This window comes from Streptomyces sp. NBC_00388 (assembly GCF_036061255.1).
Lineage (GTDB): Bacteria > Actinomycetota > Actinomycetes > Streptomycetales > Streptomycetaceae > Streptomyces.
In genome coordinates, this window is the sequence record NZ_CP107948.1 from 2,389,430 (window position 1) to 2,407,123 (window position 17,694).

Genomic DNA, 17,694 nt, shown 5'->3' on the forward strand with positions numbered 1-17,694 from the left:
GGACGCGGCCGGGCCCGCCAGGCGGCGGTTCAGGAGAAGGCAGCTCCGGGCCGCGCGCGGTGCCTCCGGGTCGCAGGACCGCCCGCACCGGAGGAACGTGGAGGTGAGAGCGGCCGAGCAGAGCGGAGAGAACCGATGGCCAAGGTGACCGCCAACATGTCCATGTCGCTGGACGGGTTCGTCTCCCACCCTTCGGACGGGGTAGATCAGCTGTTCCGGTGGTACGGCAGCGGGGACGTCCCGGTCAGGACGGCCAACCCGGACATGACCTTCAAGGTGTCCGAATCCAGCGCCCAGCGGCTGAACCGGGGGCTGGCGGAGATCGGTGTGCTCCTCTACGGGCGGCGTACGTTCGAGGAGGCGGGCGGCTGGATCGGCGGGCACCCCCTGGGCAGGCCGGTCATCGTCGTCAGCCACAGCATCCCGGACGGCTGGCCCCGGGCGGACACGCCGCTGAGCTTCGTCACCGACGGTCTGGAGAGCGCCGTCGCTCAGGCCAGGGCGACGGCCGGAGAGAGGACCGTCACCGTCGGCAGTGCCGATCTCACCCAGCAGTGCATCAACGCCGGCCTGCTCGACCAGCTGGACGTCGATCTGGTGCCGCTGCTGCTCGGTTCCGGTGTGCGCTTCCTCGACAACCTGCAGCACACGCCGCGCGCGCTGGAGGGACCCACGGTGACCGAGGGCGACGGGGTGACCCACCTGACGTACCTGCTGCGGTGACAGGGTGTTCCGCCCGGGGCTGCGGGGGTTCCTGCGGCCGGTTCCTGCGGCCGGTCCCTGCGGGCGGTGAGCCACCGCGGGAGCGAACCGGACGCCCCCTTCCGCGCGTCCGACCTTCCGACACGTCCGGCGTCGGAGGGCCACCCATGCACAGACCCGCACTGCCCCGCATACGACCGCCGCGCCCGCCCCTGTGGTCCGGCAGGCTCCGGCTGCCGAGGACCGCGCGCGGCAGACGGCGCGCCGTGCAGGCCGTCATGCTCGGGTGCGTGCTGGCGCTCACCCCCGCCACCTGGATGTTCGCCGTCGCGGGCGACCGGGTGCGGACGACGGCCGATGTACCGCCCGCCGATGTCGCCGTGGTCTTCGGCGCGGGGCTCCGGCAGGGGCAGCCGTCGCCGTACCTGGCGCACCGGCTCGATGCCGCCATCGACCTGTACCGGGCGGGCACGGTGAAGGTGGTGCTGGTCACCGGTGACAACAGCAGGACCGACTACGACGAACCGGACTCGATGCGCGCCTATCTCGTACGGCACGGGGTGCCGGGCCGCAGAGTCGTCAGCGACTTCGCCGGTTTCGACACCTGGGACTCGTGCGTGCGGGCCAGGAGGGTCTTCGGGGTCCGCCGGGCCGTCCTGGTCAGCCAGGGCTTCCACATCCGCAGGGCCATCGCGCTCTGCCGGTCGGCCGGCATCGAGTCGTACGGCGTCGGGGTGTCCGACGCACACGACGTGACCTGGTACTACGGCGGCGCCCGCGAGGTCCTGGCGGCGGGGAAGGCCGCCCTGGACGCCGTGTTCAAGCCCGACCCGCACTTCCTCGGCCCGCACGAGAAGGGCGTGACGCGGGCGCTGGGCGGGGGCTGACCGCGCCCGGCTGCCGCGTCAGCTCCCGTACGGGCGGACCTCCTTGGCGTCCCGCAGCGCCAGTCCCCACCACACGAGCTGGTCGAGCATGACCTTGGCCGCGCCGTCCGGGGCCTCGGGGTCCTTGTGCGTGCCGTCCTCGTCGAAGTGCCCGTGCGCGTGGTGGAAGCTGACCGTGTCGCGGACGGTCACCGCGTGCATCTCGGCGAAGACCTGCCGCAGTTGCTCGACCGCGCGAAGCCCGCCGGAGATGCCGCCGTACGAGACGAACGCGACCGGTTTGGCCTGCCACTGGCCGTAGTGCCAGTCGATGAGGTTCTTGAGGGCCGCGGGGAAGGAGTGGTTGTACTCGGGGGTGATGACGACGAAGGCGTCGGCGGCGTCCAGCCGGGGGCCGACCCGGCCCAGCACTTCGCGTACGGCAGGCGCCGGGTCGAGGGAGAGCACCGTGGGCAGCTCTACATCGGCGAGGTCGATCACCTCGACGGCGAGGTCGGCGCGGAGGCGGGCACGGGAGAGGAACCAGTCGGCGACGGTGGGGCCGAAGCGGCCGGTGCGGTTGCTGGCGACGACGACGGTCAGCTTCAAGGGGTGCGTGGCGATGTCCATGGAGAGAGCGTCATACATCAACCACGGTTGAGGTCAAGCACCGCACGGCGGACGCCCACTCCCCCCGCCCCCGCCTTGTCCGTACCGTGGCTCCATGCACCTGGAGAGCGGCTACATGGAGATCGACGGCCGGCCCGTCGCCGACACCCCCCTCGGTGTCCCTGCCTTCCTCAACTACGGCCATTTCACAGCCATGCAGGTCAGGGACTGCCGGGTACGCGGCCTCGGGCTGCATCTCGCCCGGCTGGACTCGGCGACCCGCGAACTGTTCGGCGCGGGGCTCGACGGCGGACACGTCCGCCGCCTGATCCTCCACGCGCTGGAGGGCGCGGGCGTACGGGACGCCTCGGCGCGGGTGTACGTGCACTGGCCCGACGGGGACGGGGCCGCCACCGTGACGGTCACCGTGAAGCCGCCCGCCGTGCCGTCGGGGGAACCGCGGAGCCTGATGTCCGTCCCGTACCAGCGGCCCGTCCCGCACATCAAACATCTCGGGAGCTTCGCCCAGACCCACTACGGCAGGGCCGCTGTCCGCGCGGGCTTCGACGACGCGCTGCTGACCGGCCCGGGCGGGGTGGTCACCGAGGGCGCGGTGACCAACATCGCCTTCTGGGACGGCACTTCGGTCGTCTGGCCGGACGCCCCGGCGCTGACCGGCATCACCATGGCGCTGATCGGGCCCAGGCTGCCCTCGGTGCGCCGCCGGGTGACCCTGGACGGTCTGGGCGCCTACCGGTCGGCCTTCGTGACCAACTCCCGGGGAATCGCACCGGTGCGCCGGATCGACGCCACGGAGTTCACGGTCGACGGAGAGCTGATGCGCAGGGTCACCGAGGCCTGCGCGGCAGCCCCCTGGGACGACCTCGGGACCCTGCCGTAGTACCGGCCCTCCGGCGCCCGGGGCCGGGATCCGGACCCGGCGGACGGCCCCGGATCCCTGGCCCGCGCGGTGTCCTGCACTGCGCCGCATGAAAATCGCGACTGCCGCCGTCACCCGGGATCTGGCGCCGGCCGGGACCCTGCGGGCCTCGATCAATCTGGGCAATCCGGTCCTGGCCCAGGGGCCGCCGACGGCACCGGGCGGCGTCACCGTGGACATCGCGCGGGAGATCGGCGCGCGGCTGGGCGTTCCGGTCGAGCTCCTCTGCTTCGACGCGGCACGCAAGTCGTACGAGGCGATGACGGCGGGCCGGGCCGACATCTGCTTCCTGCCGTCGATCCCGCACGCGAGGCCGAGGTCGCCTTCACCGCGCCGTACGCAGTGATCGAGGGCGTCTACGCGGTGCCCCGGGAATCGCCCCTCACCACAGCGGCCGATGTCGACCGGGCGGGCGTGCGGATCGGCGTGAAGCGGGGCTCCGCCTATGACCTCTTCCTCTCCCGCACCCTCCGGCACGCGACCGTCGTCCGGGGAGAAGAGGGAGTCGACGCGTTCCGCGCCGGGGGCCTGGAGGCGGCGGGCATCAGGCAGCCGCTGACCGCCTACGTCTCGCGCCACCCGGACATCCGGCTGATCGACGACCGCTTCATGCAGATCCAGCAGGCGGTGGGGACGACCGGGACCCGCAGGCCGGAGACCGCCGGGTTCCTCCGGGAGCTCGTCGAGGAGCTGAAGGCCTCCGGATTCATCGCGGACGCGCTGCGACGCGCGCAGCAGCCGGACACACTGGTCGCGCCGCCCGGCCGTACGCTGGGGCCATGAGCCAGGGCTGGAACGCGAGCGACATCCCCGATCAGAGCGGGCGCACGGCAGTGGTCACCGGAGCCAACAGCGGCATCGGCCTCGTGACCGCACGCGAGCTGGCCCGGCGTGGCGCGCGGGTGATCCTCGCCTGCCGCAGCGAGACGCGCGGCAGAGAGGCCGAGGAGCTGATCCGGCGCGAAGTGCCGGGAGCGGAGGCCGAGTTCGTACGGCTGGACCTCGCGGACCTCTCGTCCGTCCGGGAGTTCGCGTCCGGCCTCCGGGCCGAGCGCCTCGATCTGCTCATCAACAACGCGGGCGTGATGGCGCTCCCGTACGGCACGACCGCCGACGGGTTCGAGACGCAGTTCGGTGTCAACCATCTCGGGCACTTCGCCCTCACCGGGCTGCTGATCCCCCGGCTGCTTGCCACACCGGGCGCCCGGGTGGTGAGCGTGTCCAGCGGTCTCCACGCGATCGCCAATATCGACATCGACGACCTCAACAGCGAGCGTGACTACCGGCGCTGGGTCGCCTACGGCCGTTCGAAGACGGCGAATCTCCTCTTCGTCCACGAGCTGGCGCGGCGCCTCGACGCGGTCGGGTCCCGTCTCGTCGCGGCAGCCGCGCACCCCGGTTACGCGAGTACCAATCTCCAGACGGCCGGGGTGCGGATGGAGGGCCGCAAGGGTGCCGAGCGGGTGGTGGAGCTCGGCAACCGCCTGTTCGCGCAGCCGGCCGAGGCCGGAGCGCTCCCCACGCTCCAGGCGGCCACCGCGCCGGGCATCCTGCCCGATTCCTTCACCGGCCCTGCCTTCCTGGGGTGGCGCGGCGCCCCGGGGCCGTCCCGGCGGACGAAGTGGACGACGAACGACCGGGCGGGTGAGCTGCTCTGGACGGCTTCCGAGCAGCTCACCGGGGTGACGTACGAGGGGCTCGACACCCTCGGTTCCCCGGCAGGCGACGGGGTGTGAGCACACCGTCCGGGCGGGGGCTGCCCGCCCCGGCGCCCGGCCGGGGCTGCCGGGGCGGTCACCGGCGACGCGCGGCCTCCCCGGGCTCCGGCGCCCGCGCGGGCGTCAGCCCTGGATCGCGGCGGGGTCCATCCACATGACCTCCCAGATGTGACCGTCCGGGTCCTGGAAGGAACGCCCGTACATCGGCCCCTGCTCCTGGGTCTCGTTCGCGGGCGAGCCGCCGGAGGCCAGCGCCGTGTCGACCAGGTGGTCGACCGCCTCCCTGCTCTCGGCACTGAGACAGACCAGCACCTCGGTGGTTCTGGTCGCGTCGGCGATCTCCTTCTTGGTGAACTGCTTGAAGAACGGCTCCGTGATCAGCATGGTGAAGATCGATTCGCTGATGACGACACACGCGGCGTTCTCGTCGGTGAACTGCGGGTTGATCCGGTAGCCGAGCGCGGTGAAGAAGGCCTTGGAGACCTCAAGGTCCTTGACCGGCAGATTGACGAAGACCATCTGATCCATTGCGGGCTCTTCTCTGGTGCGGGACCGGCGGCCCGCCGTGTGGCGAGCCGTTCTGAAGAGGTAGACGGCGGGCCGCACGGAAACTCATCGGTCGTACGGAGTTGCCTTCCGGGGCGACCGGAGAGCCCGCCGGGGGCGGCCGACATACCCGCGCAACACCCCTGTCGTAATCCCGCACGATGGTTGATCGTTAGGACGTGCAGGGACGACGTACGCCGCCGGAGCCAGGGGGACGCACCATGACCATCAGCCGCAGGCGACTTCTCACCACCGGGGGCAGCCTCGCACTGACCGGGGCGCTGGCCGCCGCGTGCGGGTCCAACACCGGCCGGGGCGGCAGCGGTTCGGGCGGGGGCGGAGGGCCCGCGCTCCAGCAGTGGTACCACCAGTACGGCGAGCCCGGCACCGAGCAGGCCGTCCGGCGGTACGCGGCGGCGTACCGCGAGGCGACCGTCAAGATCCAGTGGCGGCCGGGCAATTACGACCAGCAGACCGCCGCCGCGCTGCTGACCTCGTCGGGCCCCGACGTCTTCGAGGTGAACGGCCCTACTCTCGACCAGATCCAGGGCGGCCAGGTCACCGATCTGACCGAGCTCTTCGACGGGGTGCGGGACGACTTCAATCAGGCGGTGCTCGCGCCGAAGACCCACGACGGGAAGATCTGGGGCATCCCGCAGACCATCGACACGCAGCTGCTCTACTACCGCAAGAGTCTCCTCAGGGAGGCGAACGTACAGCCCCCGCGGACTCTCGACGAACTCGTGGACGCCGCGAAGGCGCTGACCGGCAAGAAGGTCAAGGGGCTGTTCCTCGGCAACGACGGCGGCGCCGGAGTGCTCGGCGGCACCCCGCTCTACTCAGCAGGGCTGAGCCTCGTCACCGAGAACGGCAAAGCGGGCTTCGACGACCCGGCGGCGGCGCGCACCCTGGCCAAGTTCCACCGGCTCTACGCCGACAAGTCACTGCTCCTCGGCGCCCCGGCCGACTGGTCCGACCCGTCGGCCTTCGTCCAGGGACTCACCGCCATGCAGTGGTGCGGTCTGTGGGCGCTCCCGGCGGTCGGGAAGGCGCTCGGTGACGACTTCGGTGTGCTGCCCTTCCCGAAGGACGGCGCCGCCGGAAAGCCATCGGTGCCGGTCGGCGCGTACAGCTCGGCGGTCAGCGCGCGCAGCAGGCACCGTACCGAGGCCAAGGCCTTCGCCAAGTGGCTGTGGATCGACAGGACCGCCTACCAGGAGGACTTCGCGCTCGCCTACGGCTTCCACATCCCGGCCAGGATCTCGCTGGCCGAGAAGGCGGCGAAGCTGCGGAAGGGGGCGGCCGCGGACGCGGTCAGGTACGCCACCGGCAGTGGCTGGGCCCAGCCACTGCTGTGGACGCCGGCCTGCCAGACCGCGTACCAGGACGCGCTCAGCCGGATCATCAAGGACGGCGCCAACCCGGAGACCGAGCTGAGGGCGGTCGTCCGCACGACCAACGGTGAGCTCCAGCGGGTACAGAAGAAGTCGTGAGCGGCCGGTGAGACACCGCACCCTCTGGTTCTGGGTCTTCGTCGGCCCCTTCGCCGCCGGCCTCGCGCTCTTCACGTACGTCCCGCTGCTGTGGAGTCTCTACCTCAGCTTCTTCGACGCCCACAACACCGTCTCGCCGTCGCGTTTCGTCGGGTTCGACAACTACACGTCGATGCTGCGCGACGGCGCGTTCACCTCCAGCCTCTGGACGTTCGCGGTCTTCTCGCTCTTCATCGTCCCGGCCACGTACGCGCTCTCGCTCGCCCTGGCCCTGATGGTGAACCGGCTGCGGTTCGCCCGGTCCTTCTTCCGCTCCGTCTTCTTCCTGCCCGCGGCCTGCTCCTATGTGGTGGCCTCGATGGTCTGGAAGCTGTCGGTCTTCAACGGGGTCAGGTTCGGGCTGGCGAACACGGTGCTCGGCTGGTTCGGTGCCGATCAGACCGCCTGGCTGTCGACGACCCACCCGCCCTGGTACTGGCTGGTGATCGTGACACTGCGGCTCTGGCTGCAGGCCGGCTTCTACATGGTGCTGTTCCTGGCCGGGCTCCAGCGGATCGCACCCCAGCTGTACGAGGCGGCGGCCGTCGACGGCGCGCGGCCCGGCTGGCAGGTCTTCCGGCACATCACGTTCCCGCAGCTGCGGGCGACCTCGGTCGCCGTGGTGCTGCTGCTGGTGATCAACGCGTTCCAGGCGTTCGACGAGTTCTACAACCTGCTGAGCGATTCCCGCGGCTATCCGCCGTACGCGCGGCCCCCGCTCGTCTACCTCTACTACACGGCGCTCGGCCAGGGGCAGAACCTCGGGCTCGGCAGCGCGGGGGCGGTCATCCTCGCCCTGCTCATCGCGGTGGTGACGATCGTCCAGGCCCGCTGGTTCGGACTCGGCAGGAGCGAGGACTGACATGTCTCGCAGCACCGGCACATCCCGCCGCGACGACGGCCTGGTACGCGCCGGGCGCGCACTGCGGACGGCCCTGCTGATCGCGCTGGCGGCGCTCTTCCTCATCCCGTTCTATCTGCTGCTGCGGAACGGGCTCGCCACCGAGCAGGACATCACCTCACCGCAGTGGACGTTCTTCCCATCGGATCTGCAGTGGTCGAACATCCGCGAGCTGTTCGACGACCCTGCGGTCCCGATGGCCCGCTCCCTGCTCAACTCGGCGCTGATCGCGGTGGCGACGACCCTGGGGACGGTCCTGCTGGCTTCCCTTGCCGGGTACGGTCTGGCCCGTATCCCCTACCGCCACGCGAACAAGGTGTTCTACGCGATCCTCGGCACCCTCATGGTCCCGGCGGCGGTGACGTTCGTACCGAGCTTCGTGCTGGTGTCCACGCTCGGCTGGATCTCCACCCTGCGCGGGCTGATCATCCCGACACTGTTCTCGGCCTTCGCCTGCTTCGTCTTCCGCCAGTACTTCCTGGGCTTCCCGCAGGAACTGGAGGACGCGGCCAAGGTCGACGGCCTCGGCTACTGGCGCACGTACTGGCGCATCGTGGTCCCCAACTCCCGCCCGGTCTTCGCCGCCGTCGGCACGATCGTCTTCATCGGCGCGTGGAACGCCTTCCTCTGGCCCCTGGTGATCGGCCAGGACAAGAGCGCCTGGACGGTACAGGTGGCACTGTCGACCTTCACGACGGGCCAAGTGGTCAACATCCACGAACTGTTCATCGCTGCGGTGGTGTCGATCCTGCCGTTGCTGCTGGTGTTCCTGCTGCTGCAGCGGCACATCGTGGCGGGGGTGGAGCGGTCGGGGATCGACGACTGAGGGGGCGCGCCGGAGAGGCTCCGCACCCAGGGAGAAGAGGCCGACTGTGGCCACCCCTGAGCCCGCCCCGCACAGCAGGAGGGGCGGCAATCCCCGCACGGGTGCCGCCCCTCCTGTCCGGTGCACCGGAGCCACCGGCGGGGTCGGTGAGGGTCGGGGTGAACCCGACGGTGGCTCCGGGGGTCTGTCAGCGGCTGTCGCTGCCGTCCGACTGGGCCGCGGCCCGGCCGGCTTCGAGCCTGGCCACCGGGATGCGGAACGGTGAGCACGAGACGTAGTCCAGGCCCACCTGGTGGAAGAAGTGCACCGACTCCGGGTCACCGCCGTGCTCGCCGCAGACGCCCAGCTTGAGGTCGGGACGCGTCGCGCGGCCCGCCTCGCAGGCGCTGCGGACCAGGGCGCCGACCCCGTCACGGTCGATCGTCTCGAACGGCGATACGCCGAAGATGCCCTTCTCCAGGTACGCGGTGAAGAACGATGCCTCCACGTCGTCGCGGGAGAAACCCCAGACGGTCTGGGTGAGGTCGTTCGTTCCGAACGAGAAGAACTGCGCGGCCTCGGCGATCTGGCCCGCCGTCAGTGCGGCACGCGGGAGTTCGATCATGGTGCCGATGGTCAGTATCAGCTCCGTGCCCGTGGCGGCCTCCACCTCCGCGATGACGCGGTCGGCCTCCTCGCGGACGATCTCCAGCTCCTGCACGGTGCCCACCAGCGGAATCATGATCTCCGCGCGCGGGTCGCCCTTGGCGGCCTTGCGGGCGGCCGCCGCCTCGGCGATGGCCTTGACCTGCATGGCGAACAGACCCGGGATGACCAGTCCGAGACGCACTCCGCGCAGCCCCAGCATCGGGTTCTGCTCATGGAGCTTGTGCACCGCCTGAAGGAGGCGCAGGTCGTTCTCGTTGGCGTCCTTGCGGGACTCCGCGAGGGCCACGCGCACCGAGAGTTCGGTGATGTCGGGGAGGAATTCATGCAGCGGCGGGTCCAGGAGACGGACCGTGACGGGAAGCCCGTCCATCGCCTCGAACAGCTCGATGAAGTCCTTCTTCTGGAGCGGCAGCAGTGCCCCGAGTGCCTTGTCCCGCTCGTCGTCCGTGTCGGCGAGGATCAGCCGCTCGACCAGCTCGCGGCGCTCACCCAGGAACATGTGCTCCGTACGGCAGAGCCCGATGCCCTGGGCTCCGAACCGCCGGGCGCGCAGGGCGTCCTCGGCGTTGTCCGCGTTGGCCCGCACCCGCAGCCTGCGGCGCCGGTCCGCGTACGCCATGATCCGGTGGACGGCCTCGACCAGCTCGTCCGCGTCGTCGGCGCCCGCGTGCATCCGGCCCTCGAAGTACTCGACGACCGGGGACGGGACGACCGGCACCTCGCCCGCGTACACCTTGCCGGACGAGCCGTCGATCGAGACGACGTCGCCCTCCTCGATGACCACACCGTTCGGCGCGGTCATCCGGCGGCGCTTGGTGTCGACCTCGATCTCCTCGGCGCCGCAGACACAGGTCTTGCCCATGCCGCGGGCGACCACGGCCGCGTGCGAGGTCTTGCCGCCGCGCGAGGTGAGGATGCCCTCCGCGGCGATCATGCCGTCCAGGTCGTCCGGGTTGGTCTCGCGGCGGATCAGGATGACCTTCTCGCCCGACCGCGACCACTTGATCGCGGTGTACGAGTCGAAGACCGCCTTGCCCACGGCTGCGCCCGGCGAAGCGGCGATGCCGCGCCCGAGCAGGTCCGCCTTGGCCTGGCCGTCGAAGCGCGGGAACATCAGCTGGGCGAGCTGCGCCCCGTTGACCCGCTGCAGGGCCTCCGCCTCGTCGATGAGTCCCTGGTCGACGAGCTGGGTGGCGATCCGGAAGGCGGCACCGGCGGTGCGCTTGCCGACCCGGGTCTGGAGCATCCACAACTGGCCGCGCTCGATGGTGAATTCGATGTCGCAGAGATCCTTGTAGTGGGTCTCCAGGGTCTCCATGATCTGCATGAGCTGGTCGTACGACTTCTTGTCGATCTGCTCCAGATCGGCGAGCGCCACGGTGTTGCGGATACCCGCGACGACGTCCTCGCCCTGCGCGTTCTGCAGGTAGTCGCCGTAGACGCCCTGGTGCCCGCTGGCCGGGTCGCGGGTGAAGGCGACGCCCGTACCGGAGTCGGGGCCGAGGTTGCCGAAGACCATCGAGCAGATGTTGACCGCGGTGCCGAGGTCGCCCGGGATGCGCTCCTGGCGCCGGTAGAGCTTGGCGCGGTCGGTGTTCCACGACTCGAAGACGGCCCTTATGGCCAGGTCCATCTGCTCCCGCGGGTCCTGGGGGAAGTCCCGTCCCGCGGCCTGCTTGACGATCTTCTTGAACCGGCCGACCAGCTTCTTCAGGTCGGCGGCTTCGAGATCGGTGTCGACGGTGACCTTCTTCGCCTTCTTCGCGGCCTCCAGAGCCTCCTCGAAGAGTTCGCCGTCGACGTCGAGCACGGTCTTGCCGAACATCTGGATGAGCCGGCGGTAGGAGTCCCAGGCGAAGCGCTCGTCACCGGACTGCTTGGTGAGACCCACCACGGACTTGTCCGAGAGCCCGATGTTCAGAACGGTGTCCATCATGCCCGGCATGGAGAACTTGGCGCCCGAACGGACCGATACCAGCAGCGGGTTGCCGGCCTGGCCGAGCTCCTTGCCCATCGTCTTCTCCAGGGCGGCGAGGTGCGCACTCACCTCGTCACGGAGCTCGACCGGCTCGTCCCCGCTGTCGAGGTAGGTCTTGCACGCCTCGGTGGTGATGGTGAAGCCCGGAGGGACGGGCAGACCGAGGTTGGTCATCTCGGCGAGGTTGGCACCCTTCCCGCCGAGCAGGTCCTTGAGGTTGCGGTTGCCTTCGGTGAAGTCATAAACGAACTTCTGCGGCGCTTGCGCCTGAGTTACGTGGGGTTCTGCGTTCTTCGATTCCGGCACGGGACTCGACTCCTCGCGGACTGGCTGCCCTGACGGCGAGGAACATACCCAGATCGAAGGCCCCTGGGTACGTCCACCTGTGCGTCGTACGGCCGTAACCACTCGTCTGCCAGCAGATCGAAAGCGCTCGGGAGACCGGCTCCCTTGACCCGTATCGTTCAACTCTTGAAGGCATCACAGCTGTAGGTAGCCGCATGGTCACAGTTTCAGCCACGCTTGGCGATATCGGGTTCACTGCAGAAACGATTGAAGCCTGGCACCCAGTGCCAGGCTTTGAGAAGTACACTCCATGTTTAATCGCTCATCTGAGCAGTAGGGCGATCAGGGGTGGCGAGAATCACGCCACCCGCCTGGCTCTGTGGCCACCATTCGGACCCCCAGGGTTCGCCAAACGGACATTCGGCCTCAGATAGCGGAGCAGTGTGCACTCAGTGCCGCGTCCGCAGGGGGCCGGGAGTACCCGAATTCGCGCTCCCCCCTGGGCAGACGCCCTTCACACGTCTCCGCCCCTCGCCTCTGCTCTTATGAGCGGAGGCGAGGGGCGGAGACGGGGAGGGCGCGCGGGCGGTCCGGAGGACGGACGGCCCGGCCGCCCCGGGTGCCGGGACCGGCTCAGCCGCCCGAGGTGTCGAGCTCGGCGTCGGCGCTCACGCCCGAGCAGTCGTACGGGTCCTTCAGCCAGCCGTCGGGGAGGACGACCCGGTTGTTGCCCGAGGTGCGTCCGCGCGGCCCGTCGGCGCCGTCCGGCCACGGCTGGTCCAGGTTCAGCTCGTGCAGCTGGCTGCCCAGTTCGTCCAGCGACGAGGTGACCGCGAGCCTCTTGCGCATGTCGGAGCCGACCGAGAACCCCTTGAGGTACCAGGCCACGTGCTTACGGAAATCGATCACGCCGCGCTTCTCGTCGCCGATCCACTCCCCCAGCAGCGTCGCGTGGCGCAGCATGACCGACGCGACCTCCCGCAGCTCCGGCGCCTGCCGGGTCGGCGTCCCCTCGAAGCCGCTCACCAGGTCGGCGAAGAGCCAGGGCCGCCCGAGGCAGCCACGCCCCACGACCACACCGTCGCAGCCGGTCTCCCGCATCATCCGCAGCGCGTCGTCCGCACACCAGATGTCGCCGTTGCCGAGGACGGGGATCTCCGGCACGTGCTCCTTGAGCCGGGCGATGGCGTCCCAGTCGGCGGTCCCGCCGTAGTGCTGCGCCGCGGTCCTGCCGTGCAGGGCGACGGCGGTGACACCCTCCTCGACCGCGATCCGCCCCGCGTCGAGATAGGTGAGGTGATCGTCGTTGATGCCCTTGCGCATCTTGATGGTGACCGGGAGGGCGCCCGCGTTCGAGACCGCCTCGTGCAGGATCGCGCGCAGCAGCGGCCGCTTGAAGGGGAGCGCGGAGCCGCCGCCCTTGCGGGTGACCTTGGGGACCGGGCAGCCGAAGTTCAGGTCGATGTGGTCGGCCAGGTCCTCGTCCACGATCATGCGGACCGCCTTGCCGACCGTGACCGGATCCACTCCGTACAGCTGGATCGAGCGCGGTGTCTCGGTCTTGTCGAAGTGGATCAGCTGCATGGTCTTGGCGTTGCGCTCCACCAGCGCCCGCGTCGTGATCATCTCGCTGACGAACAGGCCCTTCCCGCCGCTGAATTCACGGCAGAGGGTACGGAAGGGGGCGTTGGTGATACCCGCCATGGGGGCGAGCACGACGGGCGGCTGCACGGAGTGCGGGCCGATGGAGAGCGTGGTCATGCATCCATTGTCGCGTACACCGAAGTCGTTAGTTAGCCGTACTATTCATGCATGCCCGAGCTCAACCATCGCCGGCGGATGCTGGTGCTCGCGATCTGCTGCATGAGTCTGCTGATCGTCAGCCTCGACAACACCGTCCTGAACGTCGCCCTTCCCTCCATGCAGAAGGAGCTGCACTCGTCGGTCTCCGGACTCCAGTGGACGATCGACGCATACACGCTGGTCCTGGCCTCGCTGCTGATGCTCGCGGGTTCGACCGCCGACCGGATCGGCCGGCGCAGAGTCTTCATGGCCGGGCTGGTGATATTCACCCTCGGCTCCGCGCTCTGCTCGGTCGCACCGAATCTGGAATCGCTGGTCATCTTCCGGATGGTGCAGGCCATCGGCGGCTCGATGCTCAATCCGGTAGCCATGTCGATCATCACCAACACCTTCACCGAACCGCGCGAACGCGCCCGCGCCATCGGCGTCTGGGGCGGTGTCGTCGGGATCTCGATGGCGGCAGGCCCGATCGTGGGGGGCCTCCTGGTGGACTCGGTCGGCTGGCGCTCGATCTTCTGGATCAATCTGCCGGTGGGCCTGGCCGCGCTGCTGCTCACCTGGCGTTACGTACCGGAGTCGAGGGCTCCGAAGGGCCGCAGGCCGGACCCGGTGGGCCAGTTGCTCGTGATCGCGCTGCTGGGCTCGGTGACGTACGCGATCATCGAGGCGCCGTCGGCCGGATGGACCTCACCGCTGATCCTCTCCTTCGCGGGGGTGGCCGTGCTGGCGCTGGCAGGGCTGCTGCTCTACGAGCCCAGGCGCACCGAACCCCTGATCGACCTGCGTTTCTTCCGCAGCGCGCCGTTCAGCGGCGCCACCGTCATCGCGGTCTGCGGCTTCGCCGCGCTCGGTGGCTTCCTCTTCCTCAACACGCTCTACCTGCAGGACGTCCGCGGTCTCTCCGCCCTGCACGCCGGCCTCTACATGCTGCCTATGGCGGTGCTGACCTTCGTCTGCGCCCCGCTCTCCGGGCGGCTGGTGGGCAACCGGGGGCCCCGGATCTCCCTGCTGGCCGCCGGGGTGGCGATGGCGCTGAGCGGCCTGGTCTTCGCGGTGCTCGACGCGGAGAAGCACACGGCGCTGCTCTTCACCGGCTATGTGCTGTTCGGGATCGGCTTCGGCATGGTCAACGCGCCGATCACCAACACCGCCGTCTCCGGGATGCCCCGCGCGCAGGCCGGGGTGGCGGCGGCTGTCGCCTCCACCAGCAGGCAGATCGGCTCGACACTGGGGGTCGCCGTGATCGGGGCCGTGCTGGCCTCGGGCGTGAGCGGGGCCTCGCACACCGAGGGCTTCGCCGGAGCAAGCCGTACCGCCTGGTGGATCATCACCGGGTGCGGGCTCGCCGTTCTCGTCTTCGGGCTGCTGACCAGTGGCGCGTGGGCGCAGCGTTCCGCCCGGCGGACCGCGGAGCGGCTGGACGCCCCCGAGACGGCTCAAGCGGTGGCGGACGCCCACGCGTAGAGCCGCACCGGTCAGCCGGTGGCGGACGCCAGCGCGTGGAGCCGCTCAAGCCGTTCGCGGGACTCCTCGGTGGCCGGTACGTAGGTCACCAGACGCGGGCCGGGGGCGGGGCCGAGCCAGAGATCGGTGTGGTCGACGAGCAGCGCTCCGACGTGCCGGTTGTGGAAGCGCTTGGTCTTGCCGCCGGGACCGACGATCTCGTGCCGGGCCCAGATCTCGCGGAACTCGGGCGAAGCCGCCTCCAGCCGCCTGAGCAGTGCCTTCCATGCGGGCTCTGCCAGATGCCCGGCCATCGACGCGCGGAACTTGGCGGCCATCACCCGGCACATGGCGTCGAGATCGACGACCGAGGAGCGCCAGTCCTCGTTCGTGTACGAGAGCAGCATGCAGTTGCGGTCCTCGGGGGCGACGGAGTCCAGATCACAGAGCAGCCGCCCGTAGGTGCGGTTGTACGCGAGGATGTCGTAACGGCTGTTCTGGATACAGGCCGGGACCGGGTCCAGCTGCTCGATCAGGGACGAGAGCGCGGGCGTGATGGAGGGGCAGACCGCCCCGGGCGACGGGTCGACCGCGCCGGCCAGCGAGAAGAGATGTGCCCGCTCGTGCAGGTCGAGCAGGAGCGTACGGGCGATGGCGTCCAGGACCTGCGGGGAGACGGTGATCTCGCGCGCCTGCTCCAGCCACGTGTACCAGGTGACGCCGACCGCGGAGAGCTGGGCGACCTCCTCGCGGCGCAGTCCTGGTGTCCGGCGCCTGGCCCCGCGCGGCAGCCCGGCCTGCTCGGGCGTGATGCGCTCACGGCGGCTGCGCAGGAAGTCGGCGAGCTCGTGCCTGCGTACGTCGGTCTCGGGCGCGACAGTGGTCATGCAATCAGAGTGCCGTACCGGGCAGCCCAGTGCCAGGTACTCCTGCTACCAGGATAATAAGACTCTGGTACCAGGCTGAGCGGTGGCGCATCCTCGTCTCCGTGAGCAATACGACAGCTACGACCGTACGGACTTCATCCACTCCATCCGGCGCCCTCCACCGCCACGACCACCCCACCCCGGTGCTCGGCACGCTGGGGCTGTTCACGGTGCTGCTCGGGGCCGCCCTGCCCCTGATCGACTTCTTCATCGTCAACGTCGCCCTGCCGACCATCGACCACGACCTGGCCGCGGGCCCCGCGATGCTGGAGCTGGTGGTCGCCGGGTACGGCGTCGCCTACGCGGTGCTGCTGGTGCTCGGCGGGCGGCTCGGGGACATGGCCGGGCGGCGCAGGCTCTTCCTGCTCGGTATGGCCGCCTTCGGGATCACCTCGCTGGCCTGCGGCCTCTCGCCCGACGCCTGGACGCTGGTCGGCTCGCGGGTGGCACAGGGCGCCTCGTCGGCGCTGATGCTCCCGCAGGTCCTCGCCACCATCCAGGCCACCACGGCGGGGCCCCGGCGGGCGAAGGCGATGGGGCTCTACGGGGCCACGGCCGGGCTCTCGATGGTGGCCGGGCAGATCGTCGGCGGTGTCCTGGTCGCCGCCGATGTGGCGGGCACCGGCTGGCGGTCGATCTTCCTGGTCAATGTGCCGGTGGCGGTCGTCGGACTGGTGCTGGCGGTCCGCTCCGTACCGGAGACCCGGTCCGAGAAGCCCGCACCCGTGGACGTCCCGGGCACGCTGCTGCTCGGGCTCTCGCTGGTGACACTGCTCGCGCCGCTCACCGAGGGCCGGGCGGCCGGATGGCCGCTGTGGACCTGGATCTCGCTGGGAGTCTTCCCCTTCGCCGCGGCGGCCTTCTACCTCACCGAGCGGGCGGCCGACCGCAGGGGCGAAGTGCCGCTGGTGCCGCCGAGCCTGCTGCGGCTCGACTCGCTGCGGCGCGGGCTCACGCTGGTGGTGCCCTTCTCGATCGGGTTCGGCGGCTTCATGTTCGTCATCGCGGTCGCGCTCCAGCAGGGACTCCGGATGGGCCCGGTGACGGCGGGGCTCGCGCTCGTACCGATGGCGGCGGCCTTCTTCACCGCGTCCCTGGCCGGCCCCCGGCTGGTCGGCCGCTACGCGAGCCGGGTCGTGACGGCGGGCGGGCTGATCCAGGCCGTGGGCGTCGCGGTGATCGCGGCGACCGTGTGGTGGGACTGGTCCGGTCTCGGGATCGCGGCCCTGGCTCCCGGGACGGCCCTGGCCGGATTCGGCCAGGGGCTCCAGCTGCCCGTGCTGTTCCGGATCGTGCTCTCCGACGTGCCGGCGGAACGGGCCGGGGTGGGCGGCGGTGTGATGACGACGACACAGCAGGCGTCGCTCGCGCTGGGGGTGGCCACGCTCGGCACGCTCTTCCTGTCGCTGACCCCTTCGCTGGGGATGCGGGAGGCGCTGACGGTGACGCTGCTGCTCCAGCTGGCCACCGTCGCCGTCACCGCGCTGCTCAGCCTGCGGCTGCCACGGACGGTCCGGTAGCCGGGGGGGCGGACACGGCAGTGGGCCCGGATCGTGGAGACGATCCGGGCCCACTGTGCTGTGCTGGGACGCGCTGTTGCTGTGCCGCGCTCCGTCCGTGCGGGGGCAGTCGCTGCTGCGCCCGGTACGTCAGCCCTCGGCGGAGGGGGTTCCGGCGGCTCCGGCTCCCTCGGCCCGCTCACGCATCTTCTGGAGCAGTTCCTGCTTCTGGTCAGCGGCCGACCTGCGGTCCTCGGCGCCTGCGGCGGCCGAGCTCTGCGCTCCGGAACGGGCCATCTTCTTGCGCTGCCCGCCCACGCCGAGAAGGTTGTTGCGACTCTTTGCCATGCCGGTCAGAGTACCGGCCGCAGCACCGGAGGACCCACCGCATTTCGCGGACCGCCCCGGAGCCGGCCGGGACGGCACGAACAGCCGTTCCCCGCGGATGCGCGCAACGAATCGCCGCAGATGG

Annotated in this window: 15 protein-coding genes and 1 pseudogene; 10 read left to right on the forward strand and 6 right to left on the reverse strand. The window is 70.3% G+C overall.

Annotated elements, in window-relative coordinates:
• Nucleotides 1-135: 135 nt before the first annotated feature.
• Together OG917_RS10905 and OG917_RS10910 are read left to right on the forward strand one after the other, a co-directional pair.
• Nucleotides 136-723 (forward strand): dihydrofolate reductase family protein, encoded by a 588-nt coding sequence (locus OG917_RS10905; RefSeq protein ID WP_328317373.1) that lies wholly within the window; start codon nt 136-138, stop codon nt 721-723.
• 146 nt (nt 724-869) lie between these two features.
• Nucleotides 870-1,589 carry a SanA/YdcF family protein gene (locus tag OG917_RS10910; protein ID WP_328317374.1) on the forward strand — a complete coding sequence of 240 codons (720 nt, stop codon included), beginning with the start codon at nt 870-872 and terminating at the stop codon, nt 1,587-1,589.
• Nucleotides 1,590-1,607: 18 nt separating this feature from the next.
• Here the strand turns inward: OG917_RS10910 and OG917_RS10915 are convergent, their stop codons facing one another.
• Nucleotides 1,608-2,198, reverse strand: coding sequence for an NADPH-dependent FMN reductase (locus OG917_RS10915; RefSeq protein ID WP_328317375.1), 591 nt, complete (start codon nt 2,196-2,198; stop codon nt 1,608-1,610).
• 94 nt (nt 2,199-2,292) lie between these two features.
• Between OG917_RS10915 and OG917_RS10920 the strand changes: the two genes are divergently transcribed.
• The 3 genes and pseudogenes from OG917_RS10920 (at nt 2,293) to OG917_RS10930 (ending at nt 4,853) form a co-directional block, all read left to right on the forward strand.
• Nucleotides 2,293-3,078, forward strand: a complete 786-nt coding sequence (locus tag OG917_RS10920) for an aminotransferase class IV (protein ID WP_328317376.1) — start codon at nt 2,293-2,295, stop codon at nt 3,076-3,078.
• 88 nt (nt 3,079-3,166) lie between these two features.
• Nucleotides 3,167-3,900, forward strand: a pseudogene (locus OG917_RS10925) (transporter substrate-binding domain-containing protein).
• The gene (locus OG917_RS10930; protein WP_328317377.1) at nt 3,897-4,853 is read left to right on the forward strand and encodes an oxidoreductase; all 957 of its coding nucleotides are present in this window, start codon (nt 3,897-3,899) and stop codon (nt 4,851-4,853) included. The pseudogene OG917_RS10925 and the gene OG917_RS10930 overlap by 4 nt, the downstream one beginning before the upstream one ends.
• 105 nt (nt 4,854-4,958) lie before the next feature.
• On the opposite strand, the gene OG917_RS10935 is transcribed toward OG917_RS10930, so the two are convergent.
• Nucleotides 4,959-5,363 (reverse strand): VOC family protein, encoded by a 405-nt coding sequence (locus OG917_RS10935; protein ID WP_328317378.1) that lies wholly within the window; start codon nt 5,361-5,363, stop codon nt 4,959-4,961.
• A 239-nt stretch (nt 5,364-5,602) separates the two neighbouring features.
• Here OG917_RS10935 and OG917_RS10940 point away from each other — a divergent pair, with 239 nt between their 5' ends.
• The 3 genes from OG917_RS10940 to OG917_RS10950 are packed head-to-tail and all read left to right on the forward strand — an operon-like array spanning nt 5,603 to nt 8,640.
• Nucleotides 5,603-6,874 (forward strand): ABC transporter substrate-binding protein, encoded by a 1,272-nt coding sequence (locus OG917_RS10940; RefSeq protein WP_328317379.1) that lies wholly within the window; start codon nt 5,603-5,605, stop codon nt 6,872-6,874.
• A gap of 7 nt (nt 6,875-6,881) precedes the next feature.
• Nucleotides 6,882-7,775, forward strand: a complete 894-nt coding sequence (locus OG917_RS10945) for a carbohydrate ABC transporter permease (protein ID WP_328317380.1) — start codon at nt 6,882-6,884, stop codon at nt 7,773-7,775.
• A 1-nt stretch (nt 7,776) separates the two neighbouring features.
• Entirely contained in the window at nt 7,777-8,640 is an 864-nt protein-coding gene (locus OG917_RS10950) for a carbohydrate ABC transporter permease (RefSeq protein ID WP_328317381.1), read from the forward strand.
• Nucleotides 8,641-8,827: 187 nt separating this feature from the next.
• Here OG917_RS10950 and ppdK read toward each other — a convergent pair whose 3' ends face one another.
• Both ppdK and dusB read right to left on the reverse strand, forming a co-directional pair.
• Nucleotides 8,828-11,572: a pyruvate, phosphate dikinase gene (gene ppdK, locus OG917_RS10955; protein WP_328317382.1), complete on the reverse strand. Its 2,745-nt coding sequence runs from the start codon at nt 11,570-11,572 to the stop codon at nt 8,828-8,830.
• A 612-nt stretch (nt 11,573-12,184) separates the two neighbouring features.
• Nucleotides 12,185-13,312 (reverse strand): tRNA dihydrouridine synthase DusB, encoded by a 1,128-nt coding sequence (gene dusB / locus OG917_RS10960; protein WP_328317383.1) that lies wholly within the window; start codon nt 13,310-13,312, stop codon nt 12,185-12,187.
• A gap of 51 nt (nt 13,313-13,363) precedes the next feature.
• Between dusB and OG917_RS10965 the strand changes: the two genes are divergently transcribed.
• Entirely contained in the window at nt 13,364-14,818 is a 1,455-nt protein-coding gene (locus tag OG917_RS10965; RefSeq protein WP_328317384.1) for an MFS transporter, read from the forward strand.
• A gap of 11 nt (nt 14,819-14,829) precedes the next feature.
• Here the strand turns inward: OG917_RS10965 and OG917_RS10970 are convergent, their stop codons facing one another.
• A complete protein-coding gene (locus OG917_RS10970) occupies nt 14,830-15,684 on the reverse strand; it encodes a helix-turn-helix transcriptional regulator (protein ID WP_328317385.1) in 855 nt (284 codons plus the stop codon).
• A 101-nt stretch (nt 15,685-15,785) separates the two neighbouring features.
• On the opposite strand from OG917_RS10970, the gene OG917_RS10975 reads away from it, so the two are divergent.
• The gene (locus OG917_RS10975) at nt 15,786-17,243 is read left to right on the forward strand and encodes an MFS transporter (RefSeq protein ID WP_328317386.1); all 1,458 of its coding nucleotides are present in this window, start codon (nt 15,786-15,788) and stop codon (nt 17,241-17,243) included.
• Nucleotides 17,244-17,372: 129 nt separating this feature from the next.
• On the opposite strand, the gene OG917_RS10980 is transcribed toward OG917_RS10975, so the two are convergent.
• The gene (locus OG917_RS10980) at nt 17,373-17,570 is read right to left on the reverse strand and encodes a DUF6243 family protein (protein ID WP_328317387.1); all 198 of its coding nucleotides are present in this window, start codon (nt 17,568-17,570) and stop codon (nt 17,373-17,375) included.
• Between the last annotated feature and the right edge of the window lie 124 nt (nt 17,571-17,694).

Coding starts and splice junctions, on each gene's coding strand:
- OG917_RS10905 (WP_328317373.1), top strand. CDS start 136: ATGGCCAAGGTGACCGCCAACATGTCCATGTCGCTGGACGGGTTCGTC.
- OG917_RS10930 (WP_328317377.1), top strand. CDS start 3,897: ATGAGCCAGGGCTGGAACGCGAGCGACATCCCCGATCAGAGCGGGCGC.
- OG917_RS10980 (WP_328317387.1), bottom strand. CDS start 17,570: ATGGCAAAGAGTCGCAACAACCTTCTCGGCGTGGGCGGGCAGCGCAAG.
- OG917_RS10970 (WP_328317385.1), bottom strand. CDS start 15,684: ATGACCACTGTCGCGCCCGAGACCGACGTACGCAGGCACGAGCTCGCC.
- OG917_RS10935 (WP_328317378.1), bottom strand. CDS start 5,363: ATGGATCAGATGGTCTTCGTCAATCTGCCGGTCAAGGACCTTGAGGTC.
- OG917_RS10940 (WP_328317379.1), top strand. CDS start 5,603: ATGACCATCAGCCGCAGGCGACTTCTCACCACCGGGGGCAGCCTCGCA.
- OG917_RS10915 (WP_328317375.1), bottom strand. CDS start 2,198: ATGGACATCGCCACGCACCCCTTGAAGCTGACCGTCGTCGTCGCCAGC.
- OG917_RS10920 (WP_328317376.1), top strand. CDS start 2,293: ATGCACCTGGAGAGCGGCTACATGGAGATCGACGGCCGGCCCGTCGCC.
- OG917_RS10965 (WP_328317384.1), top strand. CDS start 13,364: ATGCCCGAGCTCAACCATCGCCGGCGGATGCTGGTGCTCGCGATCTGC.
- OG917_RS10950 (WP_328317381.1), top strand. CDS start 7,777: ATGTCTCGCAGCACCGGCACATCCCGCCGCGACGACGGCCTGGTACGC.
- dusB (WP_328317383.1), bottom strand. CDS start 13,312: ATGACCACGCTCTCCATCGGCCCGCACTCCGTGCAGCCGCCCGTCGTG.
- OG917_RS10910 (WP_328317374.1), top strand. CDS start 870: ATGCACAGACCCGCACTGCCCCGCATACGACCGCCGCGCCCGCCCCTG.